The following is a 21,832-nucleotide window of genomic DNA, read 5'->3' as shown; positions in this document are numbered from 1 at the left end:
GTCCGCGGCGGCCGCACAGGGCTTCACCTGCGCCAAAGCGCCCCTTTACCGGACCGGGCGCCGCACGTGAACAAGATCGGCGATTCCGTGACACCCGCGTTGCACGCGGCGCCCCCGGGAAGCCGTATGATCGCCCCAACACCACCGCCATGGACGTCCCTTCCGCAGGGCGGTTTGGTGACCCACCATTCCCCCTGCCCGGGCCGGGCCTGCTTCGCCCTGCCCGCGAACCGTGAAAGGCGGCCTCGCATGGTCTCTCGCGTACGCGTCTGGCTCAACCGCACGTACGCGGAGAACGTGTTCTTCACGGATCAGCTGCGACGAAATCCCAGCGACCGCGCCGTCGAGATCCATGCCACGCACGGTGACGCCGACTCCCCCGTGCTGGCCGCCGCCGACACCGCCGAGCTCGAGCCGGAGGGCCTCTCCCCGGCCGCGTACGTCGAGTACGCGCTGGCCCAGTGCCGGCGCCGCGGCATCGACGTCTTCGTGCCCCGCCTGCACCAGTCGGCGATCGTGGCGCACCGCGCCGACTTCGAGGCGGTCGGCACCGCGCTGCTGGCCCCGCCGCCGGAGGCCGTCGCGGTCTTCCACGACAAGGTGATCGCGTACGAGGCCGTGCAGGCGATCGGCGTACCCGTGCCGCCGTGGTACCGGATCCGGTCGGCGGACGAACTCGTGGCCGCCGTCGAGGAGTTGGAGGAGGCGGGACACAAGCCGTGCTTCAAGCCGGCGTCCGGCGCGGGCGGGGTGGGCTTCCGGATGATCACCCGGGCGCCCTTCTCGCTGACGCACCTCACCGGGTTCCCGAGCCCCTACGTCCAGCTGGACGCGGTGGTCGGGGTGCTGAAGCAGGCCGAGGAGCAGGACGGGGAGCAGGTCGACTGGCTCGTCATGCCGCGCCTGGAGCAGCCGGAGGTGTCCGTGGACTGCCTCACCGGCCCCGACAACAGGGTGCGGATGGCCATCGGCCGGACGAAGAACGGCCGCCGGCGGGGCTTCACCCTGCACGAGCAGTGGCTGGAGCCTGCGCGGCTCATCGCCGAGGGTTTCGGGCTGCACTACCTGTCCAACATCCAGTTCCGGATGTTCGGCGACCGGCCGGTCCTGATGGACGTCAACACCCGCCCGGCGGGCGGACTGCACCAGCTGTCCCTGTGCGGGGTCAACGCCCCCTGGGCCGCCGTGCAGTTGGCGCTCGGCGAGGATCCGGGCGACGTCGTGCCGCCCTTCCTGGGGCAGGACTACACAGTGGTGTCGGGGCCGCGGCCGCTGCGCGCGGTGACGCTGCCGCACCAGCGCGTGGACGAGGTGGCGGCCGAACCGCTGCTGCCGGCCGTGCCCGCCCCGGCCGACTCCGTCGAGGTGCCGGCCGCGCAGGCGCTGCCGTTCTAGAAGGCCCCGAAACGGATATTTCTCTCACCGGTATGGACCAATCCCGTCCGTCGCCTTGACAGCGGGATTGGTCCATACCAACTTTGTTGCGCACCCCCTGCACTCCCCTGCACTCCCGAACACCCCCATTCCTTCAGGGAGATCGCGTGCGCAGCACACCCCTCGGACGCCCGTGGCGTCGCTTCCTCGCCCTGCTCGGCACCGCCGGGCTCGCCCTCGCCGGCGCCGTGGCCCTGCCGGGCACCGCCCAGGCGGCCAACGTCCTCACCAACCCCGGATTCGAGTCGGGCGCCCTGTCGCCCTGGACCTGTACGGGCGATCTCGGCTCCGTCGTCTCCTCGCCCACCCACAGCGGATCCAAGGCCCTCACGGGGGCGGTGAGTTCGAGCGACAACGCCAAGTGCAGCCAGACCGTCTCCGTGAGGCCGAACACCGCCTACGCGCTGACCGGCTGGGTGCGCGGCTCCTATGTGTACCTCGGCGTCGACGGCGGCGCCTCCACCTGGACGTCGTCTCCCTCGGCGTACAGCCGGCTGTCGGTGTCCTTCACCACCGGGGCCTCGCAGACCAGCGCCACGATCTACGTCCACGGCTGGTACGCCCAGGGCGCCTACCACGCCGACGACGTCAGCCTCGACGGACCCGGCGGCGGGGGCGGCACGGACACGCGGGCCCCGACCGCGCCCGGCGGGCTCACCTCGACCGGCAAGACGTCCTCCAGCGTGTCGTTGTCCTGGAACGCCGCCACCGACGACGTCGGCGTCACGTCCTACGACGTCTACAGCGGGTCCGCGGAGGTGCTCACCGTCTCCGGCACGGCCGCCACGGTCAGCGGGCTGTCCGCGAGCACCGGGTACACCTTCACCGTGCGGGCCCGCGACGCCGCCGGGAACACCTCCGCGGCCTCGAACTCCGTGTCCGTCACGACCGACGCGGGCGGAGGCGGGGGCACCGGCTTCAAGCAGGCCGCGCCCTACCTGTTCGAAGGGTGGGGAGACCCGCCGAACGTGTCCACGGTGATGAACGCGACCGGCGTCAAGTGGTTCACCATGGCGTTCGTGCTGGACGGCGGCGGCTGCAACCCGATGTGGGACGGCAACCGGGCGCTGACCGGCGGGGTCGACCAGAGCGTCGTCAACCAGATCCGCTCGGCGGGCGGTGACATCGTGCCCTCGTTCGGCGGCTGGCAGGGCAGCAAGCTCGGCGCCAACTGCTCCTCGGCGAGCGCGCTGGCGGGCGCCCTGCAGAAGGTGATCGACGCCTACTCGCTCAAGGCGATCGACATGGACATCGAGAACACCGACGAGTTCGAGAACGAGGCCGTGCAGGCACGGATCCTCACCGCGCTGAAGACCGTGAAGGCGAACAACCCCGGTCTGAAGACCGTCGTCACCTTCGGGACGTCGACCACCGGGCCGACGTACTACGGCAACCGCCTCATCGAACAGGCCAGGTCGCTCGGCGCCGACATCGACGTCTTCACCGTCATGCCGTTCGACTTCGGCGGCGGCTCGGACATGTACGGCAACACCGTGCACGCCACCGAGGGCCTGAAGAACAAGCTGAAGTCCACCTTCGGCTGGGACGACGCGACCGCCTACGCCCACGTCGGCATCTCGGGCATGAACGGCCTGTCCGACCAGCAGGAGAACACCACCCCGGCGATCTGGACCCAGATCCGGGACTGGGCCAACGCCCACCACATCGCCCGGCTCGCCTACTGGGCCGTCAACCGCGACCGGCCGTGCCCGGGCGGGGGCGTGGTGAGCAACTGCTCCGGCATCGGCCAGAGCACCTGGCAGTTCACCTCCATCACGGCCGGCTTCACCGGCTGAGCCTCCCGGCGAGAGCCGAGGAAGCCCGGCCGAAGCCTCCCCCACGGCCGTGGAAGTCCCCCGGATCCCGGTCCGGGGGACTTTTTTCCGCCGGAGGTGTATCAGGGGCGCACCTGCGGACTCTCAAGGGTGAAGGGCCACCGGGGGAGCGCCGGCCCTTGGGGGGAAGCACAGGGATCGACGGGGGAAGCCCCCGGGGATCGACGGGGGATCCTCGGGGCACGGGGGATCGGGTCGGTCGGCCGCTGTCACGGGGAGCGGCCGACCGACCCGATGGTGCGTCAAGGACGCATGCCCTGGGCGCCGCCTACCCGGGCCCGCGGTGCGGGACGGGCGCTATTCGCCCCGGCGCAGTCGCAGGGTCAGGATCTGGAAGGGGCGCAGGGTCACCTCGACCGTGCCGTCGCCGGGCACGGCAGCCGCCGCCTCGTCCTGCAGCGGCCGTTCCAGCAGGTCGGTGACCTCCGCGCCGGCCAGCGGGAAGCCGGTGCGCAGCACGCCCCGGGCCCGTCCGCCGCGGGACTCGTACAGCCGCACCACGACGTCGCCCGACCGGTCGTCGGCGAGCTTGACGGCCTCCACGGTCACGCCGTCGCCGTCCACGGACACCACCGGCTCCGCGGCGCCCGCCGACTCGGCCACGCGCAGCGGCAGGTTGAGGGCGTATCCCTCGGCGACCGCGTCCGCGATGGTGGCGCCCGGCAGCAGGGAGTACGTGAACCGGTGCCTGCCCTGGTCGGCCCCGGGGTCGGGGATGCGCGGAGCGCGCACCAGGCTGAGGGCGACCGTGGTCGTCGTGCCGCCGTCCTCGCGGACCGTGCGGGAGACGTCGTGGCCGTACGTCGAGTCGTTGAGGACCGCGACGCCGTAGCCGGGTTCGCCGACGTGCACCCAGCGGTGGCCGGAGACCTCGAAACGGGCCGCCTCCCAGCTGGTGTTGGTGTGGGTGGGCCGCTGGACGTGGCCGAACTGGATCTCGGCGGACGAGTGCGGCGCGCGGACGTCGACCGGGAAGGCGGCCTTGAGGATCTTCTCGGCCTCGTGCCAGTCGAGGTCGGTCTCGATGTCGACGCGGGGGCTGCCGGCCCGGAGGGTGATCGTCTGGGTGAGGGTCGAGCCCCTGCCGAAGGACCGGGTGACGCGCAGGGCGCCGAGCAGCGGGTCGTCCTCGACGACGGTGACCGAGTCCGGGTCGAGCAGGTCGGTGAAGCGGTTCCTGTAGTGCTTGTCGATGTCCCAGGCGTCCCAGTAGTTGGGCAGGTCGGTGTGCAGGCGGAGCAGGTTGCCGGGGCCGGCGAGGACCTCGCGGTCCGCCCGCAGGTCGCGCACCGAGGACAGCGTGCCGTCCGCCGCGACCTCCACGCGGACCAGGCCGTTGTCGAGGGTCAGACCGCAGACCGTCACCGGCTGCTGCGGGGACTCGACGGCGGCCGCTGCCAGGGGCGCGGTGCCGCTCGCGGGGACCTCCACGTAGGCCGGCGCCCCCGCGGAGGTACGGACGACCTCGGCGCGGTCGTACGGGCTGGTGTTGAACACCCGGGTGGCGCCCGTGCCCAGCGCGGCGACCGCCTCGGCGGTCAGCGTCTCCAGCTCCCCGGCGACGCGGGCGTACTCGGCCTCCGCCTCGCGGTGCACCCAGGCGATCGAGGAGCCCGGCAGGATGTCGTGGAACTGGTGCAGCAGCACCGTCTTCCAGAGCCGGTCGAGCCGGTCGTACGGGTAGGCGTAGCCCGGCGCGTGCAGCGCGGCCGTCGTCGCCCACAACTCCGCCTCACGGAGCCGGTGCTCGGATCGCCGGTTGCCCTGCTTGCCGCGTGCCTGCGTGGTGTAGGTGGCGCGGTGCAGCTCCAGGTAGAGCTCGCCGACCCACACGGGGGCGTCCGGGTACTCCTCACGGGCCTTGGCGAAGAACGCGTCCGGGTGCTCGACGACGACCTTCGGCGAGCCCTCCAGGTCGGCGAGCCGGCGCGCCCGTTCCATGATCTCGCGGGTGGGACCGCCGCCGCCGTCCCCCCAGCCGAAGGGGGCGAGGGAACGCGTACCGCCGCCCTTCTCGGAGTAGTTGCGCACCGCGCGGTCCATCTCCTCGCCGCTGAAGCGGGCGTTGTAGGTGTCGACCGGCGGGAAGTGGGTGAAGATGCGGGTGCCGTCGATGCCCTCCCACCAGAAGGTGTGGTGGGGGAACTTGTTGGTCTGGTTCCAGGAGATCTTCTGGGTGAGGAACCAGTCGTTGCCGGCGAGCTTGGCGAGCTGCGGGTAGGCGGCGTTGTAGCCGAAGGAGTCCGGCAGCCAGACACCCCTGGTCTCCACGCCGAAGTGCTCGATGAAGAAGCGCTTGCCGTGGACGAGCTGCCGGGCGATGGCCTCGCCGCCGGGCAGGTTGCCGTCGGACTCGACCCACATGCCGCCGACCGGGACCCACTGTCCCTTCTTGACCGACTCCTGGATGCGCGCCCACACGTGCGGGTGGTTGTCGCGCACCCACTCGTACTGCTGGGCCTGGGAGCAGGCGAAGACGAAGTCCTCGTACTCGTCGGCGAGCGCGGTGACGTTGGAGAAGGTACGGGCCGTCTTGCGCTTGGTCTCGCGGATCGGCCACAGCCAGGCGGAGTCGATGTGCGCGTGGCCGACGCCGGAGATGGTGTGGGCGCTGGCGTGCGCGGGCCGGGCCAGCACCGGGGCGAGCACCTCGCGGACGGCTGCGGCGCTGCCGGAGACGTCGTCCAGGTCGAGGGTGTCCATGGCCCGGTCCAGGGCGTGCATGATCTCGTGGCGGCGCGGCTCGTGCTCGGCGAGGTGGACCATCAGCCCGCGCAGCACCTGGAGGTCGAGGTCGAGGTGCCAGACCTGCTCGTCGAGGACGGCGAGGTCGGCGCGGCGGAAGGTGTACAGCGGACGGTCGCCGGCCGTCAGCACGTCGCCGAGCGGGGTCGGCGCGGCGAAGTCGCCGGCCAGGATGTCGGGGTTGGAGGCCGCCTCGACGAGGTAGTCGACGCTCTCGCCGCCCGTCGCCGGGTTGCCGATCGGCACGTACTGGTTGAGCGGGTTGACGGCCTTCAGCGGTGTCCCGTCGGTGCGGTGGACGAGGGCTTCGGCCTGGTTGCCGGGCCAGTCGCCGACGAAGCCGAGGTCGATGACGGCCTCGACGCGCCGGCCGGCCCAGTCGGCGGGCACCCGGCCGCGCATCCGGAACCAGGTGGTGCCCCAGGGCGGGCCCCACGGGGTGTCCATGGCGAAGGGCTCGTACGCGGCGGCCGCGGCCTGGGCGAAGGGCACCGGCTCCCCCGGCGCCTGCCAGGCCTCGACCTCGAGGGGCACGGTGGCCGCGTAGACCGCGGGCTTGACGCGCTGGTTGTGGACGCGCTCGACGCGCTCCTCGATGCGGCGGCGTTCGTCATGCATGGGGAATCTCCAGTGGGGGACCACGAAGTGCGGGAGGCCTGAGGCCGGGTGCTGGACCCAGCGGGGGAAAGCGCTTTCCCCCGCTGGGACTACTTAAGGTACGCCAGCCCCGGATGGACGTCGGCGTAGGCCTCGACCAGCCGGCGCGCGACGTTCACCGAGTCGACCAGCGGATGCAGCGCGAACGCCTTGACGGCCCTCGCCCGGGAGCCGGACTCGGCGGCGGCGAGCACCTCGCGCTCGACGCCCTTCACCGCGCAGACCAGCCCGGTGGCGTGCTCGGGCAGCGGGGCGACGGCCACCGGATGGGCGCCGCCGGAGTCGACGAGGCAGGGCACCTCGATGACGGCGTCGGCGTCCAGCACCGAGAGGACGCCCTGGTTGCGCACGTTGAGGATCAGGGTGGTGCGCTCGTCACGGGCGATGGCCCGCATCAGGGCGAGGGCGACCTTCTCGTAGCCGCCGGAGAGGTCGTCGGCGTCGCGTTCGCCGGCGCCGGCGCTCTCCCGGTTCTCGGCCATGTAGGTGGCCTCGCGTTCGGCGCGGGTGCGGTCCCAGGCGGCCAGGGCCGCCGCGCCGGGGTCGCGCATCTCCTCGTAGAAGCGGGCCTGCTGGCCGGCGAGGAAGGCGCCGCGGGTCTTCTCGGCCTGCCGGTAGGCGCGGACGGCCTCCCGGTTGAAGTAGTAGTAGTGCAGGTACTCGTTGGGGATCGCGCCGAGGGACTGCAGCCAGTCGGCGCCGAAGAGCTTGCCCTCCTCGAAGGAGCCGAGCAGGCTGGGGTCGGCGAGCAGCCGCGGGAGCTCGTCGCGGCCGGCGATCCGCAGGCCGCGGACCCAGCCGAGGTGGTTGAGGCCGACGTAGTCGATCCACGCCTGTTTCGGGTCGGCGCCGAGGACCCGGGCGATACGGCGGCCGAGGCCGACCGGCGAGTCGCAGATGCCGATGACGCGGTCGCCGAGGTGGCGGGACATGGCCTCGGTGACGAGCCCCGCCGGGTTGGTGAAGTTGATGACCCAGGCGTCGGGGGCGAGACGGGCCGCCCGGCGGGCGATGTCGACGGCGACCGGGACCGTCCGCAGGCCGTAGGCGATGCCCCCGGCGCCGACCGTCTCCTGGCCGAGGACGCCCTCCGCGAGGGCCACCCGCTCGTCGTCCGCACGGCCCTCGAGGCCGCCGACGCGGATCGCGGAGAAGACGAAGTCGGCGCCGCGCAGGGCCTCGTCGAGGTCGGTGGTGGCGGTGACCCGGGGGGCGTCGGGTACGGCGGCGGCCTGCTCCGCCAGCACCCGGGCGACCGCCCGCAGCCGGCCGTCGTCCAGGTCGTGCAGGACGACGTGCGTGACGCGCCCCTCGCCGCGGTCCGTCAGGAGCGCGCCGTACACGAGCGGCACCCGGAAGCCGCCGCCGCCCAGAATCGTCAGTTTCACGCCTGCACCTTTCCTGCCAGGACCACCTCGACGCCCGCCTCCTCGAAGGAGGACCGGGTCGCCGGGTCGACCGGCCCGTTCGTCACCACCACGTCCAGGTCCTCGGGACCGCAGACCTTCGCCATGCCCGTGCCCGGGAACTTCGCCGCGTCGGCGAGCAGGACGACCTTGCCGCCGGCCTTGATCATGGCGCGTTTGACCGGCACCTCGACGACCGTCGTGTCCATCACCTGCCCGCCCGGGCGCACTCCGCTGGTGCCGAGGAAGAGCCAGTCGGCGTGCAACTGGCGCAGGTTGTCCTCGGTGAGGAAGCCCACCAGGGAACGGTACTCGCGGCGGACCATGCCGCCGAGGAGCACCAGCTCGATGCCCTCGTCGTCGGCGAGCTCCTCGTAGACCACCAGGTTGCTGGTGATCACCGTGAGTCTGCGGCCGTGCAGCTGCCGGGCCAGCCGGTAGGCGGTGGTACCGATGTCGAGCAGCACCGTCTGGCCGTCCTCGACCATCGCCGCGGCCCGGGCGGCTATCGCGTCCTTCTCGGCCACCCGCACCTCTGCCACCTCGGCGAAGGGCTGGTCGCCCTCCTCCGCGACGGCCCCGCCGTGCACCCGGGTGAGCAGGCCGTCCTCCTCGAGCTTGACCAGGTCGCGCCTGATCGTGGCCGGGCTCACACCCAGCTCCTCGGAGAGGTCGGTCACGGCTGCGGGGCCCCCGGCGCGCAGGGCCCGCAGGATGAGTTGATGTCGTCGTTCTGCCAGCACGACGTGAACACTACTCGTCATCTTCAATCAAATCCATGCTCACTTCTGCTGAGGTATTGACCAATCTCGCCGAGGGGCGCACGATTCCGGTCACTGAAATGAAGAGTTTTGACGAGAGGATGTGCGGTGGACGACGACCGGCCCGAGGTGCTGCTCACCGGGCTGCTCTTCTACGACCTCGTCCTCACGGGTCTCGGCAGGCCGCCGGCGCCTGGCGAGGAGATCTGGACCGGCGGCATGGGCTGCGGCCCCGGCGGCATCGCCAACCTCGCGGTCGCGGCGTCCCGCCTCGGCCTGCGGACCTCGCTCGCCACGGTCTTCGGCGACGACTTCTACGGCGCCCACTGCCGGGAGGTCCTGGCCGGGCAGGAGGGCGTGGACCTCGCCCTCTCCCGCACGGCCGACGGCTGGCACACCCCCGTCACCGTCGCCCTCGCCCTCCCTGCGGCCGGGCCCGCCGCGAACGGGGTCGCCGCCGCCGACCGGGCCCTGATCACCCACGGCCAGGAGCCGCCGTACTCGCAGGACGCGCTGATGGGCGACCCGCCCGAGGCGCGTACGGCCCTCGTGCACCTCGAGGCCGAACCCCGCGCCTGGATCGCCAAGGCGGCCGCGAACGGCACCCATGTGTACGCCGACGTCGGCTGGGACCCCACCCTTCGGTGGTCCGCCGACCTGCTGGACCAGCTCGCCCTGTGCCACGCCTTCCTCCCCAACGAGACCGAGGCGATGGCGTACACCCGCACCGACAGCGCGGTCGCCGCGCTCGGCACGCTCGCCGAGCTGGTGCCGGTGGCCGTGGTCACCCGGGGCGCGCACGGCGCGGTCGCGGTCGACCAGACGACCGGCGAGTACGCGGAGGTCCCCGCCCTGGACGTCGACGTCCTGGACGCGACCGGCGCGGGCGACGTGTTCGGCGCGAGCTTCGTGGCGGCCTCGCTCGGCGGCTGGCCGCTGGCGGAGCGGCTGCGGTTCGCCGTCCTCGCCGCCTCCCTGTCCGTGCGCCACCACGGCGGCGCACTCGCCGCGCCCGGCTGGTACGGCGTGCGGCGCTGGTGGCGCTCGCTCACCGACCCGGGGCTCGGACGGGCGTACGGCTTCCTCGCCGAGCGCATCCCGGCGGACGTGGGCCCGCCCGTGCGGCACGCCCCGGTCACCCCGCCCGTCCTGCGGTCCTGACCCGGGGATACGCGGAACGCCTCCCCACGCACGCCCCTCGAACGGCACCCCGTCTGCGAAGACGCGAACAGATCCGAAAGGCGGTGGGAGCTGTGCGGCTCTCACGAAGAGGCCTGCTGCGCGCGGGCCTGGCCGGCACGGCCGCCACGACGCTCGGCGGCCTGACGGCCGGCTGCGCCGTCCCGACCGGCTCGACCGGCCGGAACATGGTCCTGTGGTACTGGGACGGCGGCCTCGGCGACACCGTCGTCAAGAACGCCAGGTCCCGCTACGGCGGCTCGGTCGACCTGCATGCCATAAAGATCGGCGGCTACTACCGCTCCAAGCTGATCACCACGCTGGCCGGCCGCGCCCACATCCCCGACATCGCGGGGCTCAAGGGCGAGGACATGGCGTCCTACCTGCCCGACGCCGACCAGTTCGTGGACCTGCGCACGCTGGGCGCGGAGAAGTACCGGAGCCGGTACCTGGCGTGGAAGTGGGAGCAGGGTGTCGCCGACGACGGTTCCCTGGTCGGCTTCCCGATCGACTGCGGTCCGGTCGCGCACCTCTACCAGTACGCGGTCTTCCGGAAGGCGGGCCTGCCCTACGAGCCGGCCGACGTCTCCCGGGAGCTGAACACCTGGGAGAAGTTCTTCGCGGCCGGCGAGCAACTGCGCAAGCGGCTCCCGGGGACCTCGCTGCTGACGGACGTCAGCAGCGTCTTCGAGAACGCGGTGCTGCAGGGCAGCGCGCGGTACGTGGACAAGGACCGCCACTTCATCGGCGACCAGGAGCACGTGCGCCGCGCCTGGGCGCTCGCCGTCGAGGCCAAGCAGCGCAAAATCGTCTCGAACCTGGTCAGCGGCACCCCGGACCAGCTGTCGGCCGTGGAGGACGGCAAGCTGCCCAGTCAGCTGGGCGCCTCCTGGGCCACCAACGACCTCAAGACCGGCGTGCCGAGGACCAAGGGCCGATGGCGGGTGGCCGACATGCCCGTGCGGCCCGCCAACAACGGCGGTTCGTTCCTGTCGGTCACCAAGGCGTGCCGGGAGCCCGAGCAGGCGTTCGCGATCATCAGCTGGATGCTGGACCCGGGCAACCAGGCGCAGGGCTTCCTGGACGCGGGGCTCTTCCCCTCCACCCCGGCGTCGTACGGCCTGAAACAGGTGCGCGAACCCGACGAGTTCTTCGGCGGGCAGGTCACGATGGACGTCTTCGGTCCGGCCGCGCAGAAGATCGCCGTCGCCTACAACAGCCCCTTCGACGTGGCACTCGGTCAGCCCCTCAAGGACGAGATCAAGAACGTCGGCGTCCTCGGCAAGGACCCGGAACGAGCCTGGAGTGACGCCATGAACACCTGCCGGCGCATCGCGAAGCACCTGGGGGTGAGCCTCTGATGGCCACCCTCCCCGCAGTCGACAGACCCCCGGCCGTCGTGGCGCCCGCGCCCGCCGTCCGGCCCCGCCAGGGGTTCCGCAGGTACTGGCACCTGTACGCCGCGATCTCGCCCTTCTATCTGCTGTTCCTCTGCTTCGGCCTGATCCCGGTCGGCTTCTCGCTCTATCTGTCGTTCCACCGCTGGGACGGCCTCGGCTCGATGGAGTGGGCGGGGCTGTCGCAGTACCGGTACCTGCTCGGCGACTCCCAGTTCTGGAGCTCGATCGGGACCACGGTCGTCATCTGGGCGCTGGCCACCTTCCCCATGATCCTCCTGGCGATGGTGACGGCCGTGCTGCTCAACTCGGCGGTCCGTCTCAAGACCCTCTACCGGGTCGCGTACTTCCTGCCGAACGTCACCTCGGTGGTGGCGATCGCGATCGTCTTCGGCTCGGTGTTCTCCACCAACTTCGGCCTGGTGAACGCGTTTCTGCAGGCCGTCGGCTTCGAACAGATCGCCTGGCTGAACACCCCGTGGGGCATCAGGATCGCCGTCGCCACGCTGATGACCTGGCAGTGGACCGGCTACAACGCGATCATCTTCCTGGCCGGCCTGCAGACGGTCCCCGGCGAGCTGTACGAGGCGTCGCGCATGGACGGCGCGGGTCCCGTGCAGACGTTCTTCCGGATCACCCTGCCCATGATGCGCCCGGTGCTGCTGTTCGTGCTCGTCGTCTCGACGGTCACCGGTCTGCAGAGCTTCTCCGAACCCCAGGTCCTGCTGCAGAACACCTCGAACGACTCGACGTTCTCGGGCGGTCCGGGACACGCCGGCCGGACCATGGTCCTCTACTTCTTCCAGCAGACCTTCGACAACAACGACTTCGGCTACGGCGCCGCCGTGGCGTGGGGCATCTTCCTCGTCGTCGTCCTCTTCTCGATCATCAACTGGCGGCTGGTGCAGCGCCGGGGCGAAGACTAGGGAGGCCCGCCCACCATGGCATCCAGCCACACCACCCGGCGTACCAGGGGGATCGACGGATCCCGCCGCACAGGGATCGCGCTGCACGCGGTCCTCGTCGTCGGCGTCCTGCTCTCGGCCTTCCCGTTCTACTGGGCCGTGATCATGTCGACGCACACGACGTCCGAGATCTTCTCCTACCCGCCCAAGCTGCTGCCGGGCACGCACTTCCTCGAGAACCTGCGCAGCCTCTTCGACAGCATCGACTTCGTCGGCTCGATGCTCAACTCGCTGCTGGTCGCGGGGTCGGTGACCTTCCTGGTCCTGTTCTTCGACTCCCTGGCCGCCTTCGTCTTCGCCAAGTTCGACTTCCCGGGCAAGCGGCTGCTGTTCGTGCTGCTCATGTTCATCTTCATGGTGCCGGCCCAGCTCCAGGCGATCCCGCAGTTCGTCATCATGGCAGGGCTCGGCTGGATCGGGTCGATGACGGCGCTGATCGTGCCGGCGGCCGCCAACGCGTTCGGCATCTTCTGGATGCGCCAGTACATGCAGGGCGCGATCCACGACGAGCTCCTCGACGCGTCCCGTATCGACGGCGCGCACTTCCTGCGCCAGTACTGGCACGTGGCGCTGCCCGTGGTCCGGCCGGGCCTCGCCTTCCTCGGCATCTTCACCTTCATGGGCCAGTGGAACGACTACGCCTGGCCCCTGATCGCCCTCACCGACCCGGACAACGTGACCCTCCAGGTGGCGCTGTCGCAGCTCAACGGCACCCACGGCACGACGGACTACGGAATGGTCATGACCGGCGCCCTGCTCGCCCTCGTCCCGCTGCTGATCGTGTTCGCGGTCGGCGCCCGCCAGATCATCGGGGACCTCGCCAAGGGGGCCGTCAAGTGAGGGACCCGCTGCTGGCGCTGCGGCCCTGGTCGGCGCCCGAGGTGACCTCCTGGGGCCGGCTGCCCATGAACGCCGTCGACCGGCGCGTCGGAGCACACTCCCTGGACGGCGACTGGCGCTTCCTGTTGCTGCCCGCTCCGGACGCGCCGGTCGGCGGCCGCTGGTCGAGCGCGGCCGTGCCCGGCGTGTGGACGATGCAGTCCGTCGAGGGCGCCGACGACCTCCCGCGGTACCTGAACATCCGCATGCCGTTCGCGGAGGTGCCCCCGCTGACGCCCGCCGCCAATCCGACGGGTGTGTACGAGCGGGGTGTCGACGTCCCCGCCGAGTGGGCCGGACGCCGGATCGTGCTGCAGGTGGGGGCCGCCGAGAGCGTGCTGCTGGTGCACGTCGACGGGCGGCCGGTCGGCGTGTCCAAGGACTCCCACCTGGCGGCCGAGTTCGACCTGTCGGGCGTCGTGCGCCCCGGCGGGCGGGCCCTGCTCAGGCTGACGGTGGTCAAGTGGTCGGACGCCTCGCACATCGAGGACCAGGACCAGTGGTGGCACGGCGGGATCACCCGCTCGGTGCTCCTCTACGCCACCGACCCGCTGCACCTGGCCGACGTGGCCGTGCGGGCGTCGGCCGACGGCGAGCTGCGCGTCGACTGCCGGGTGCGGGACGCGGGCGGCGCGCTGCCCGCGGGATGGCATGTCAGCGGCGAGCTGGACGGGCTGCCGCTGACGCGGGACGCCGGTTTCGACCTGGCCAACGCGCGGGAGGAGCGGGTCTCCGCCTTCCTCGGTGAGGTGCGGCTGGGCACGCGCGTGACCGGAGTGCGGACCTGGACCGCCGAGACTCCCGAGCTGTACGGCCTGACGGTGCGCCTGCACCGCGCGGACGGCTCCGTCGCCGACACCTCCCGCCACCGGGTGGGCTTCCGGGACGTGACGATCGCGGGCCGCGACCTGCTGGTCAACGGTGAGCGGATCTTCATCCGGGGGGTCAACCGGCACGACTTCCACCCGCTCACCGGACGGACCGTGTCGCAGGAGGACATGCGCGCCGATCTGGTCGTGCTCAAGCGCCACGGCTTCAACGCGATCCGCACCGCGCACTACCCGAACGACCCCGCGCTGTACGACCTCGCCGACGAACTCGGCTTCTACGTCGTCGACGAGGCGGACGTCGAGTCCCACGACCACGCCCACGAGATCGCCGACGACCCCCGCTACCTGAACGCGTTCGTGGACCGGGTGTCACGGATGGTGCTGCGCGACAAGAACCACCCGTCGGTCATCGTCTGGTCGCTGGGCAACGAGTCCGACTACGGCGCCAACCACGACGCGGCCGCGGGCTGGGTCCGCCGCCACGACCCGACCCGGCCGGTGCAGTACGAGGGCGCCGCCAAGCGCGGCTGGGCCGACCCACAGGTCGCCTCCGACATCGCCTGCCCGATGTACGCGCCGCTGGCGGACTGTGTGGCGCACGCGCTGTCCGGGCGGCAGACCAAGCCGCTCATCCAGTGCGAGTACTCCCACGCGATGGGCAACAGCAACGGCACGCTGGCCGACCACTGGGCCGCCATCGAGGCCACCCCGGGTCTTCAGGGCGGGTTCATCTGGGAGTTCTGGGACCACGGCATCCTCCAGGGTGTGAACGACGCGAGACCGGTCGGGCGTGGGGGCGCCGGGCTCTATGACAACGGTGTCGCCGCGCCCGGGTACCGCTGGGCGTACGGCGGCGACTTCGGCGAGAAGGACCACGACGGCGCGTTCATCGCGGACGGCGTGGTCTTCCCCGACCGCACCCCCAAGCCGGTGATGTCCGAGCACCGCGAGCTCGCCGCGCCGGTGCGGCTGCGCGGTCTGCGGGAGGACGGCGTGGTGGTCGCCAACCACCAGCACTTCCGCGGTCTGGAGTGGCTCGCGGGCGAGTGGGAGCTCTCGCTCGCCCACGGCGGCACGCTCACCGCGGCCGCCCGGCTGCCCGACCTGCGGCCGGGCGGGTCGGCCGTACTGCCGCTGCCCTTCGACCTTCCGCCGGACGGCGGTGAGGCGTGGCTGACGCTGCGGGTGACGACGGCGCGGGACCTGCCGTGGGCGCCGCGCGGCACCGCGGTGTGCGCGCCGCAGGTACGACTGCGGACGGCCGGGCCCCTCGATGCGCCCGCGGGGTCCGGCCGGGTCGAGACCGACGCCGCCGGACTCCTCGTCCACCCGCTGCTGCGGGCCGCGCCGACGCTGTCGCTGTGGCGGGCGCCCACCGACAACGACGAGCTGGGCGGGATGGCGGGGCGCTGGCGGGCGTGGGGCCTGGACTCCCTCGTGCGCGGGCTGGTCTCCGTGCACCAGGAGGGCGACGGCGTGAGGGTGCTCGCCGAGTACACGGGCGCCGGCGGTGTCGTACGGCACCGGCAGGTGTTCACACCGGTCGAGGGCGGGCTGCGGATCGACGAACAGGCGGAGCTGCCCGAGGAGTTCGACGACGTGCCGCGCGTCGGCTCGGTCTTCGAGACGGTCGCGGGGCTGGACCTGCTGGAGTGGTTCGGGCAGGGGCCGTGGGAGTCCTACCCCGACCGCTGCTCGGGTGCGCCGGTCGGTCATCACTCGCTCGCCGTCGACGAGGCCTTCACCCCCTACCTGCGTCCGCAGGAGAGCGGCGGCCGGCACGGCGTGCGGCGCTTCACGCTCTCGGCGCCGGACGCCACGGGGCTCGCGGTCACGCTGGACGAGCCGCGCCAGGTCTCCGTCACGCGCCACCGCGCCGAGGACCTGACGGCCGTCGCCCACCACGACGAGCTGACCGCGCGGGAGGGCTGCGTCGTACACGTGGACGCCGCGCACCGCGGCCTCGGCACGGCGTCGTGCGGTCCCGACACCCTCCCCTCCTACCTCGTCCCGGCAGGCGTCCACCGCTGGAGCTGGATCCTGCGCGTCCTGTGAATCCCCCTGTCCGGTAACGGACTTCGCACTTCGCAACGGAGCAGCACGTGTGTACTTCGCATGCCCGGTCCCAGGAGGACCCCGTCCCGGCCGACGCCGGCAGACGCGGCTTTCTGCGGGCCACCGCCCTGCTCGGCGCCGCCGCGACGGCCGGCCTCGCGGTTCCGACCGCCGCAGAGGCGGCCCCCGCCCGGTGGCGCCCGGACCCCGACAGCCGCCGTTTCACGCTCGCCGTCATGCCCGACACGCAGTACCTCTTCGACGGGCCGAGCATCGACAAGGCGCCGGTCGAGGCGTCGCTGCGTCATCTGCTGGCACGGGGCGGGGACGAGAACATCGTGTTCCTGTCCCACCTGGGGGACCTCACCCAGAACGGCGCGAAGGCGGAAGTCGCCGCGATCAGCGAGGCGTTCGGGCCGCTGGACCGGCGCGGGGTCGGCTACAGCGTGCTGGCCGGCAACCACGACGTGAAGTCGTCGACGACCGACCAGCGCGGCACGACCCCGTACCTGGAGGCCTTCGGCCCGCGGCGCTTCCGGGGAAAGCCCACCTTCGGCGGGGCCTCCCCCGACGGCTACAGCACCTTCCACCTGTTCCGCGCGGGCGGCCGGGAATGGATGGTGCTGGCGCTCGACTGGCGGCTGTCGGAGCAGGGGTACGCCTGGACCGCCGGCGTCCTCGCCCGGCATCCGAGGACGCCGGTGGTGCTGACCACGCACGAGCTGGTCCTCGCGGACGACTCCCTCTCGGCGTACGGGCAGCAGCTGTGGGACCGGCTGATCGAGGACCACGACCAGATCTTCCTCACGCTCAACGGGCACTACTGGCCCGCCGGCCGCGCGACGCGGAAGAACGCCGCCGGACACGACGTCCATCTGCATCTGACGAACTACCAGAACCGGTACTTCGGCGGCGCGGCGATGATCCGCCTGTACCGCTTCGACCTCGACCGGAACGTCATCGACGTGGAGACCCTCTCCCCCTGGATCCTGGCCCGGGCGGCGAAGGGCCTCAACGAGCTGGAGCGGCAGGAGCTCGAACTGAGCGGCGATGCCGACCGGTTCACGGTCGGCATCGACTTCGCCGAGCGCTTCGCCGGGTTCGACCCGGTGCCGGCCCGTCCGGCGCGGCCCGTGTCGAAGGTCCTCGTGCCGGGCACGGCCGCGTACTGGCGGTTCGACGGACACACCGACGGCTCGGCCGTCTCCGGGACCGTGCGTGACCTGTCCGGGCGGGGCAACGACCTCACGGTCGTCGCGGTCGGCGGCGGCACGCTCGGCTGGTCGTCCGACCACCATCCCGACCAGCCCGGACACGGCAGCCTGGAGTTCCGGGGCTTCAAGTCCCCGCTGCGGGGCGCCTGTCTGCGCACGGTCGACGGCGCCCCGCTGAACTCGGCGACCTTCGCGCAGGGTTACACCATCGAGGCGTTCTACCGCCTTCCCGCCGACTGGGACCCGGCGCACCATGCCTGGTCGGGGCTGGTCGGCCGGACCGGCACGGGCGGCGCCGCGGGCAAGTCCGCCGACGACCCGGACGAACCGCTCGCCACCCTCTCGCTCTCCGACGACCGGGAACCGCAGTGGGCGACGCGTCCGCTGAACCAGCAGGGCATCGCCACCAACTGGGGCCAGGAGACGCCGCTGGAGACCTGGTGGCACCTCGCCGTCGTCAACGACGGCCGGCACACCACGCTGTACGTCGAGGGCTGTCCCGTGGTCCGCAACCCCAAGGCGGTGGCCGTCGGCATCGCCTCCGTCGGGCTGCCGTGGCTGCTCGGCGGCTACACGTACGCCGGACGGATCGACCAGATCCTGCACGGCCGCCTCGGCGACGTGCGCATCGTCGAACGGGCGCTGCCCGTGACCTCCTTCCTGAACCACTGAGACCCATGGACGTTCCGATGACCGAGCAGCAGCTGCCCGCCTGGGCCGACCCGTCCGTCTCCCCCGCCGCGCTCGACCCCCAGGGCGTGTCCCGGCGCCGACTCCTGTGCCGCGCCGGACTGTTCGGCGCCGCGTTCACACTGGCCGGCGCGGCCGCGCCCGCCCTCGCCGGTCCGGCCGCGGCGGGCGGGAGGGGCTGCGGCGGCGAGGACCCGCGTCTGGCCTATCTCGTCGGCGACCACCACGTGCACTCGGTGTACAGCCACGACGCGAAGTACACGTTCTCCCAGCAGGCGCGGGCCGCCGCCCGGTACGGCCTGGACTGGATGGTGTTCAACGAGCACTCCAACTTCGGGCACGCCCGTCACGGCGCCGCGCTGGAGCACCAGGAGATCGTCAGGGCCCGCGCCGCGAACCCGCGACAGCTGATCTTCCAGGGGCTGGAGTGGTACATCCCGGCCGCCGAGCACTGCACGGTGTTCGCCGCGCCCGGCCCGCACGAGGTCGACCTGCTCACCCGGTTCGAGCTCGCCTACGACGGCAAACTGCTGGGGTACGACAAGGGCGGCGCCGCCGACGCCGACACCGCCCGCAACGAGGCGCACGCGGTGAAGGCCGTGAAGTGGCTGGCCGAACAGCGTCGCACCGGTTACGTCGACGACGTCCTCGTACTCGCCAACCACCCGCTGCGGCTGGGCATCGACTCCCCGCACGAGATGCGCGGCTGGCGCGACGCGGCCCCCGAGATCATGATCGGCATGGAGGGCGCGCCCGGCGCCCAGGGCGCGGCGCTCCCCGGCCGGCGCGGCGCCACGTCGATCCGCGGCGAGTACGAGAACAAGCCGTCGGCGCAGTCCTGGGCGGGCTATCCGGCGGACGCGTACCTCACGTACGGCGGCTTCGACTGGGCGACCGCGACCGTGGGCGGCCTGTGGGACTCGATGCTGGCCGAGGGCCGGCTGTTCACGATCACCACCAACTCCGACAACCACCGGACCGTCTTCGACACCTGGAAGAACGGCGACTGGCCGGCCGGGCAGACCTTCGACGACACCGGCAGGCTGCCGGACCCGGTGGACACCGACACCCCGCAGCCGGGCAGCGACTTCTGGCCGGGCCAGTTCAGCCGCACCCATGTGGGCGTCACCCGGTACGGCTACCGCGCGGTGATGACGGGACTGCGCGAGGGCCGCGTCTGGCTGGACCACGGGCACCTGCTGGACGGACTCGAGGTGCGGCTGCGGCGTCAGTACGACGGCGGCCGGGGCGTCACCCTCGGCGGACGGCTGCGGGTGCGCAGGGGCGAGAAGCTCACCCTGGACATCACGGTGACCACCGCCTCCCGCCCCAACCCGCAGGGGATCCTGCCGGAGTTGGCGCACGTGGACGTGATCCGCGGCGCGGTGCGCGGCCCGGTGGCCGACCGCGACTCCTGGCGGGCGCCCGACACCAGGGTGGTGCGCTCCACCGACGTGAGCGGCCGCACGGGCACGTACACCCTGCGCGTCCCGCTGCCGGTGGGCGACGAGTCCTTCTACGTCCGGCTGCGCGGCAGCGACGGCAACCGCAGTGGAACCGGTTACCTGGGCGCTTCGGTGGACCCGCGAGGCCCGGTCCCGCACGAGCCGGGCAACGGCGACCCGTGGGCGGACACCTGGTTCTACTCGAACCCGGTCTTCGTGGACGTCGTGAGCTGAGGCGCGTCGCCGAAGGGGGTGCGGGGAACCGCGCGGCCGGCGACGACCGGTCCGCGGTTCCCCGCACCCCCGCACCCCGCTCTGCTCGGGATCGGCCCTTATCCGTAGAACCGCGAGAGGCTCTGCAGCACGGCCGCGGGCTTCGCGCCCCCCTCGATCTCGATGGCCCCGTCGACGGTGATCTGCACCCCGCCCGGGACGTCCTCGACGTCGGTCAGCTTGCCGACGAGACGGATCCGCGAGCCGACCTTGACCGGCGAGGGGAAGCGAACTTTGTTCAGGCCGTAGTTGACCTTGGTCGTGACGCCCTGGACGTCGAGCAGCTCGGTGAAGAGAGGGATGAAGAGGGAGAGGGTCAGGTACCCGTGGGCGATCGGCGCTCCGAAGGGTCCTGCCGCGGCCTTCTCCGGGTCCACGTGGATCCACTGGTGGTCCCCGGTCGCGTCGGCGAACGTGTCGATGCGCTCCTGGGTGACCTCGATCCACTCGCTGGTGCCCAGGTCGCTGCCGGACAGCTTCCTCAGCTCGTCCAGGCCATTGACGATGATGCTCATATACCGTTCCTCACAAAGGAGTTGCTCATGGCGGAGTCGTTCAGGAATGGGTGCCGAACCGGGAGCGCACCCGGGCTTTGAGGAGCTTTCCGGAGGCGGTGCGCGGCAGTTCGTCGGTGATCACCACCGACTTGGGGATCTTGTACCTGGCGAGCCGGCCCGCCAGGAAGGCCAGCACCCCGCCGGGGTCGAGAGTGACGCCCTCGCGGGGCACGACGACCGCGCGGGGCACCTCGCCCCACTTGTCGTCCGCCACCCCGATGACCGCGCACTCCACGATGTCGGGGTGGGCCAGCAGCAGGTCCTCGATCTCGGCGGGGTAGATGTTCTCCCCGCCCGAGATGATCATGTCCTTGATGCGGTCGACGATGTGCACGTAGCCGTCCTCGTCGACCCGGGCGGCGTCCCCGCTGCGGAACCAGCCGTCGGCGAAGGCCGCGGCCGTCTCCTCGGGCAGCCCCCAGTAGCCGGGCATGACGTGCGGGCCGCGGACCACGACCTCGCCGGTCTCGCCGGTCTCGACGGGAGCCAGGTCCGGCCGTACCACCCGAACGTCGCTGAAGAAGTGCGGGACGCCCGCCGAGCCGGCCTTGCTGACGGCGTGCTCGGCGTCCAGGAAGAGCGTGCCGGGCGAGGCCTCGGTCATACCGTAGCCCTGCAGGAAGGTCAGGCCGCGTTCCTGGTAGGCGGCGATGAGCGGCGAGGGCACCGGGGAGCCGCCGCAGGTCAGGATGCGCAGCGAGGACAGGTCGGCGGCGGCCCAGCGCGGGTGCCGGGCGACCTGGTCGAACATGGTCGGCACCCCGAACATGAACGTGATCCGGTGCTGCTCGATCAGGTCGAGGGTGGCCTCGGGGTCGAAGGCCTCGACGAGGACGCAGCAACCGCCCTTGAGGAGCACCGGCAGGGTCAGCATGTTCAGTCCGGCCGTGTGGAACAGCGGCGCGGAGACGAGGGCGCGTTCGTCGGCGATCAGGTCCGTGTCGACGAGGACGTTGATCGCGTTCCAGGTGAGGTTGCCGTGGGTGAGCATCGCCCCCTTGGGGCGGCCGGTGGTCCCCGAGGTGTACATGATGATGCAGGTGTCGTCGGGGGCGACCGGTGTGTCGATCGGCTCGTCGGGCGCCGAGTCGAGGGCCTCCTCGTACTCGGCCCCCACCTCCAGGTAGGTCCGGACGTCCGTGTGCCCGGGCAGTCCGGCGACGAGGCCCGCGTGCGAGGGCCCGTAGACGAGGGCCTTGGCCCCGGAGTCGGCGAGCTGGTAGGCGATCTCGGGCCCGGCGAGGCGGGTGTTCAGGGGGACGAACACCGCGCCGAGGACGCCGGCGGCGAACAGGGTCTCCAGGTAGGAGGGGTGGTTCGGGCCGAGGTAGGCGATGCGGTCGCCGCGATGCACGCCACGGGCGCGCAGGGCGTGCGCCAGGCGCGTGGTGCGGGTGTGCAGGGTGCGGTAGTCCGTCGGCCGGCCGTCGTGGACCAGGGCGGTGCGGTGCGGGGTCTTGCGGGCCCGGCGGGCGGGCCAGGACCCCAGTCCCTCGTTGCGCATTGTCCA

General features: G+C 71.9%; 14 protein-coding genes. 9 read left to right on the top strand and 5 right to left on the bottom strand.

Going from position 1 to position 21,832, the window contains the following annotated elements:
• The first annotated feature begins 249 nt into the window (after positions 1-249).
• Together C6376_RS33880 and C6376_RS33875 are read left to right on the top strand one after the other, a co-directional pair.
• The gene (locus C6376_RS33880; RefSeq protein WP_107446887.1) at positions 250-1,395 is read left to right on the top strand and encodes an ATP-grasp domain-containing protein; all 1,146 of its coding nucleotides are present in this window, start codon (positions 250-252) and stop codon (positions 1,393-1,395) included.
• A gap of 146 nt (positions 1,396-1,541) precedes the next feature.
• Positions 1,542-3,230 (top strand): carbohydrate binding domain-containing protein, encoded by a 1,689-nt coding sequence (locus C6376_RS33875; RefSeq protein ID WP_107446886.1) that lies wholly within the window; start codon positions 1,542-1,544, stop codon positions 3,228-3,230.
• Between the two features lie 336 nt (positions 3,231-3,566).
• Here C6376_RS33875 and C6376_RS33870 read toward each other — a convergent pair whose 3' ends face one another.
• From C6376_RS33870 to C6376_RS33860, 3 genes are all read right to left on the bottom strand, one after another.
• On the bottom strand, positions 3,567-6,632 hold the full coding sequence (locus C6376_RS33870; RefSeq protein ID WP_107446885.1) for a glycoside hydrolase family 38 C-terminal domain-containing protein: 3,066 nt from the start codon (positions 6,630-6,632) through the stop codon (positions 3,567-3,569).
• A gap of 89 nt (positions 6,633-6,721) precedes the next feature.
• Positions 6,722-8,059: a 6-phospho-beta-glucosidase gene (locus C6376_RS33865; protein ID WP_107446884.1), complete on the bottom strand. Its 1,338-nt coding sequence runs from the start codon at positions 8,057-8,059 to the stop codon at positions 6,722-6,724.
• Entirely contained in the window at positions 8,056-8,820 is a 765-nt protein-coding gene (locus C6376_RS33860) for a DeoR/GlpR family DNA-binding transcription regulator (protein ID WP_107446883.1), read from the bottom strand. The genes C6376_RS33865 and C6376_RS33860 overlap by 4 nt, the downstream gene beginning before the upstream one ends.
• Before the next feature lie 126 nt (positions 8,821-8,946).
• On the opposite strand from C6376_RS33860, the gene C6376_RS33855 reads away from it, so the two are divergent.
• From C6376_RS33855 to C6376_RS33825, 7 genes are all read left to right on the top strand, one after another.
• Complete coding sequence (locus tag C6376_RS33855; RefSeq protein ID WP_107446882.1) at positions 8,947-9,999, top strand: PfkB family carbohydrate kinase; 1,053 nt, start codon at positions 8,947-8,949, stop codon at positions 9,997-9,999.
• 92 nt (positions 10,000-10,091) lie between these two features.
• The gene (locus tag C6376_RS33850; RefSeq protein WP_107446881.1) at positions 10,092-11,378 is read left to right on the top strand and encodes an ABC transporter substrate-binding protein; all 1,287 of its coding nucleotides are present in this window, start codon (positions 10,092-10,094) and stop codon (positions 11,376-11,378) included.
• Positions 11,378-12,340 carry a carbohydrate ABC transporter permease gene (locus C6376_RS33845; RefSeq protein WP_107446880.1) on the top strand — a complete coding sequence of 321 codons (963 nt, stop codon included), beginning with the start codon at positions 11,378-11,380 and terminating at the stop codon, positions 12,338-12,340. The genes C6376_RS33850 and C6376_RS33845 overlap by 1 nt, the downstream gene beginning before the upstream one ends.
• Before the next feature lie 15 nt (positions 12,341-12,355).
• Positions 12,356-13,219, top strand: coding sequence for a carbohydrate ABC transporter permease (locus C6376_RS33840; RefSeq protein ID WP_107446879.1), 864 nt, complete (start codon positions 12,356-12,358; stop codon positions 13,217-13,219).
• Complete coding sequence (locus C6376_RS33835; protein ID WP_107446878.1) at positions 13,216-16,143, top strand: glycoside hydrolase family 2 TIM barrel-domain containing protein; 2,928 nt, start codon at positions 13,216-13,218, stop codon at positions 16,141-16,143. Before C6376_RS33840 ends, C6376_RS33835 begins: the two co-directional genes overlap by 4 nt.
• Before the next feature lie 47 nt (positions 16,144-16,190).
• Positions 16,191-18,029: a LamG-like jellyroll fold domain-containing protein gene (locus C6376_RS33830; RefSeq protein WP_107446877.1), complete on the top strand. Its 1,839-nt coding sequence runs from the start codon at positions 16,191-16,193 to the stop codon at positions 18,027-18,029.
• A gap of 17 nt (positions 18,030-18,046) precedes the next feature.
• Positions 18,047-19,726, top strand: a complete 1,680-nt coding sequence (locus tag C6376_RS33825; RefSeq protein WP_107449348.1) for a PHP domain-containing protein — start codon at positions 18,047-18,049, stop codon at positions 19,724-19,726.
• A 98-nt stretch (positions 19,727-19,824) separates the two neighbouring features.
• On the opposite strand, the gene C6376_RS33820 is transcribed toward C6376_RS33825, so the two are convergent.
• Positions 19,825-20,280: a MaoC family dehydratase gene (locus C6376_RS33820; protein ID WP_107446876.1), complete on the bottom strand. Its 456-nt coding sequence runs from the start codon at positions 20,278-20,280 to the stop codon at positions 19,825-19,827.
• Positions 20,281-20,320: 40 nt separating this feature from the next.
• Positions 20,321-21,826, bottom strand: coding sequence for a long-chain fatty acid--CoA ligase (locus C6376_RS33815; protein ID WP_107446875.1), 1,506 nt, complete (start codon positions 21,824-21,826; stop codon positions 20,321-20,323).
• Between the last annotated feature and the right edge of the window lie 6 nt (positions 21,827-21,832).

The organism is Streptomyces sp. P3, assembly GCF_003032475.1.
Lineage (GTDB): Bacteria > Actinomycetota > Actinomycetes > Streptomycetales > Streptomycetaceae > Streptomyces.
The sequence above is the reverse complement of the archived record's forward strand: the minus strand, read 5'-3'. Positions and strand labels throughout refer to the sequence as shown.

Coding starts and splice junctions, on each gene's coding strand:
- C6376_RS33840 (WP_107446879.1), top strand. CDS start 12,356: ATGGCATCCAGCCACACCACCCGGCGTACCAGGGGGATCGACGGATCC.
- C6376_RS33845 (WP_107446880.1), top strand. CDS start 11,378: ATGGCCACCCTCCCCGCAGTCGACAGACCCCCGGCCGTCGTGGCGCCC.
- C6376_RS33870 (WP_107446885.1), bottom strand. CDS start 6,632: ATGCATGACGAACGCCGCCGCATCGAGGAGCGCGTCGAGCGCGTCCAC.
- C6376_RS33815 (WP_107446875.1), bottom strand. CDS start 21,826: ATGCGCAACGAGGGACTGGGGTCCTGGCCCGCCCGCCGGGCCCGCAAG.
- C6376_RS33825 (WP_107449348.1), top strand. CDS start 18,047: ATGACCGAGCAGCAGCTGCCCGCCTGGGCCGACCCGTCCGTCTCCCCC.
- C6376_RS33820 (WP_107446876.1), bottom strand. CDS start 20,280: ATGAGCATCATCGTCAATGGCCTGGACGAGCTGAGGAAGCTGTCCGGC.
- C6376_RS33880 (WP_107446887.1), top strand. CDS start 250: ATGGTCTCTCGCGTACGCGTCTGGCTCAACCGCACGTACGCGGAGAAC.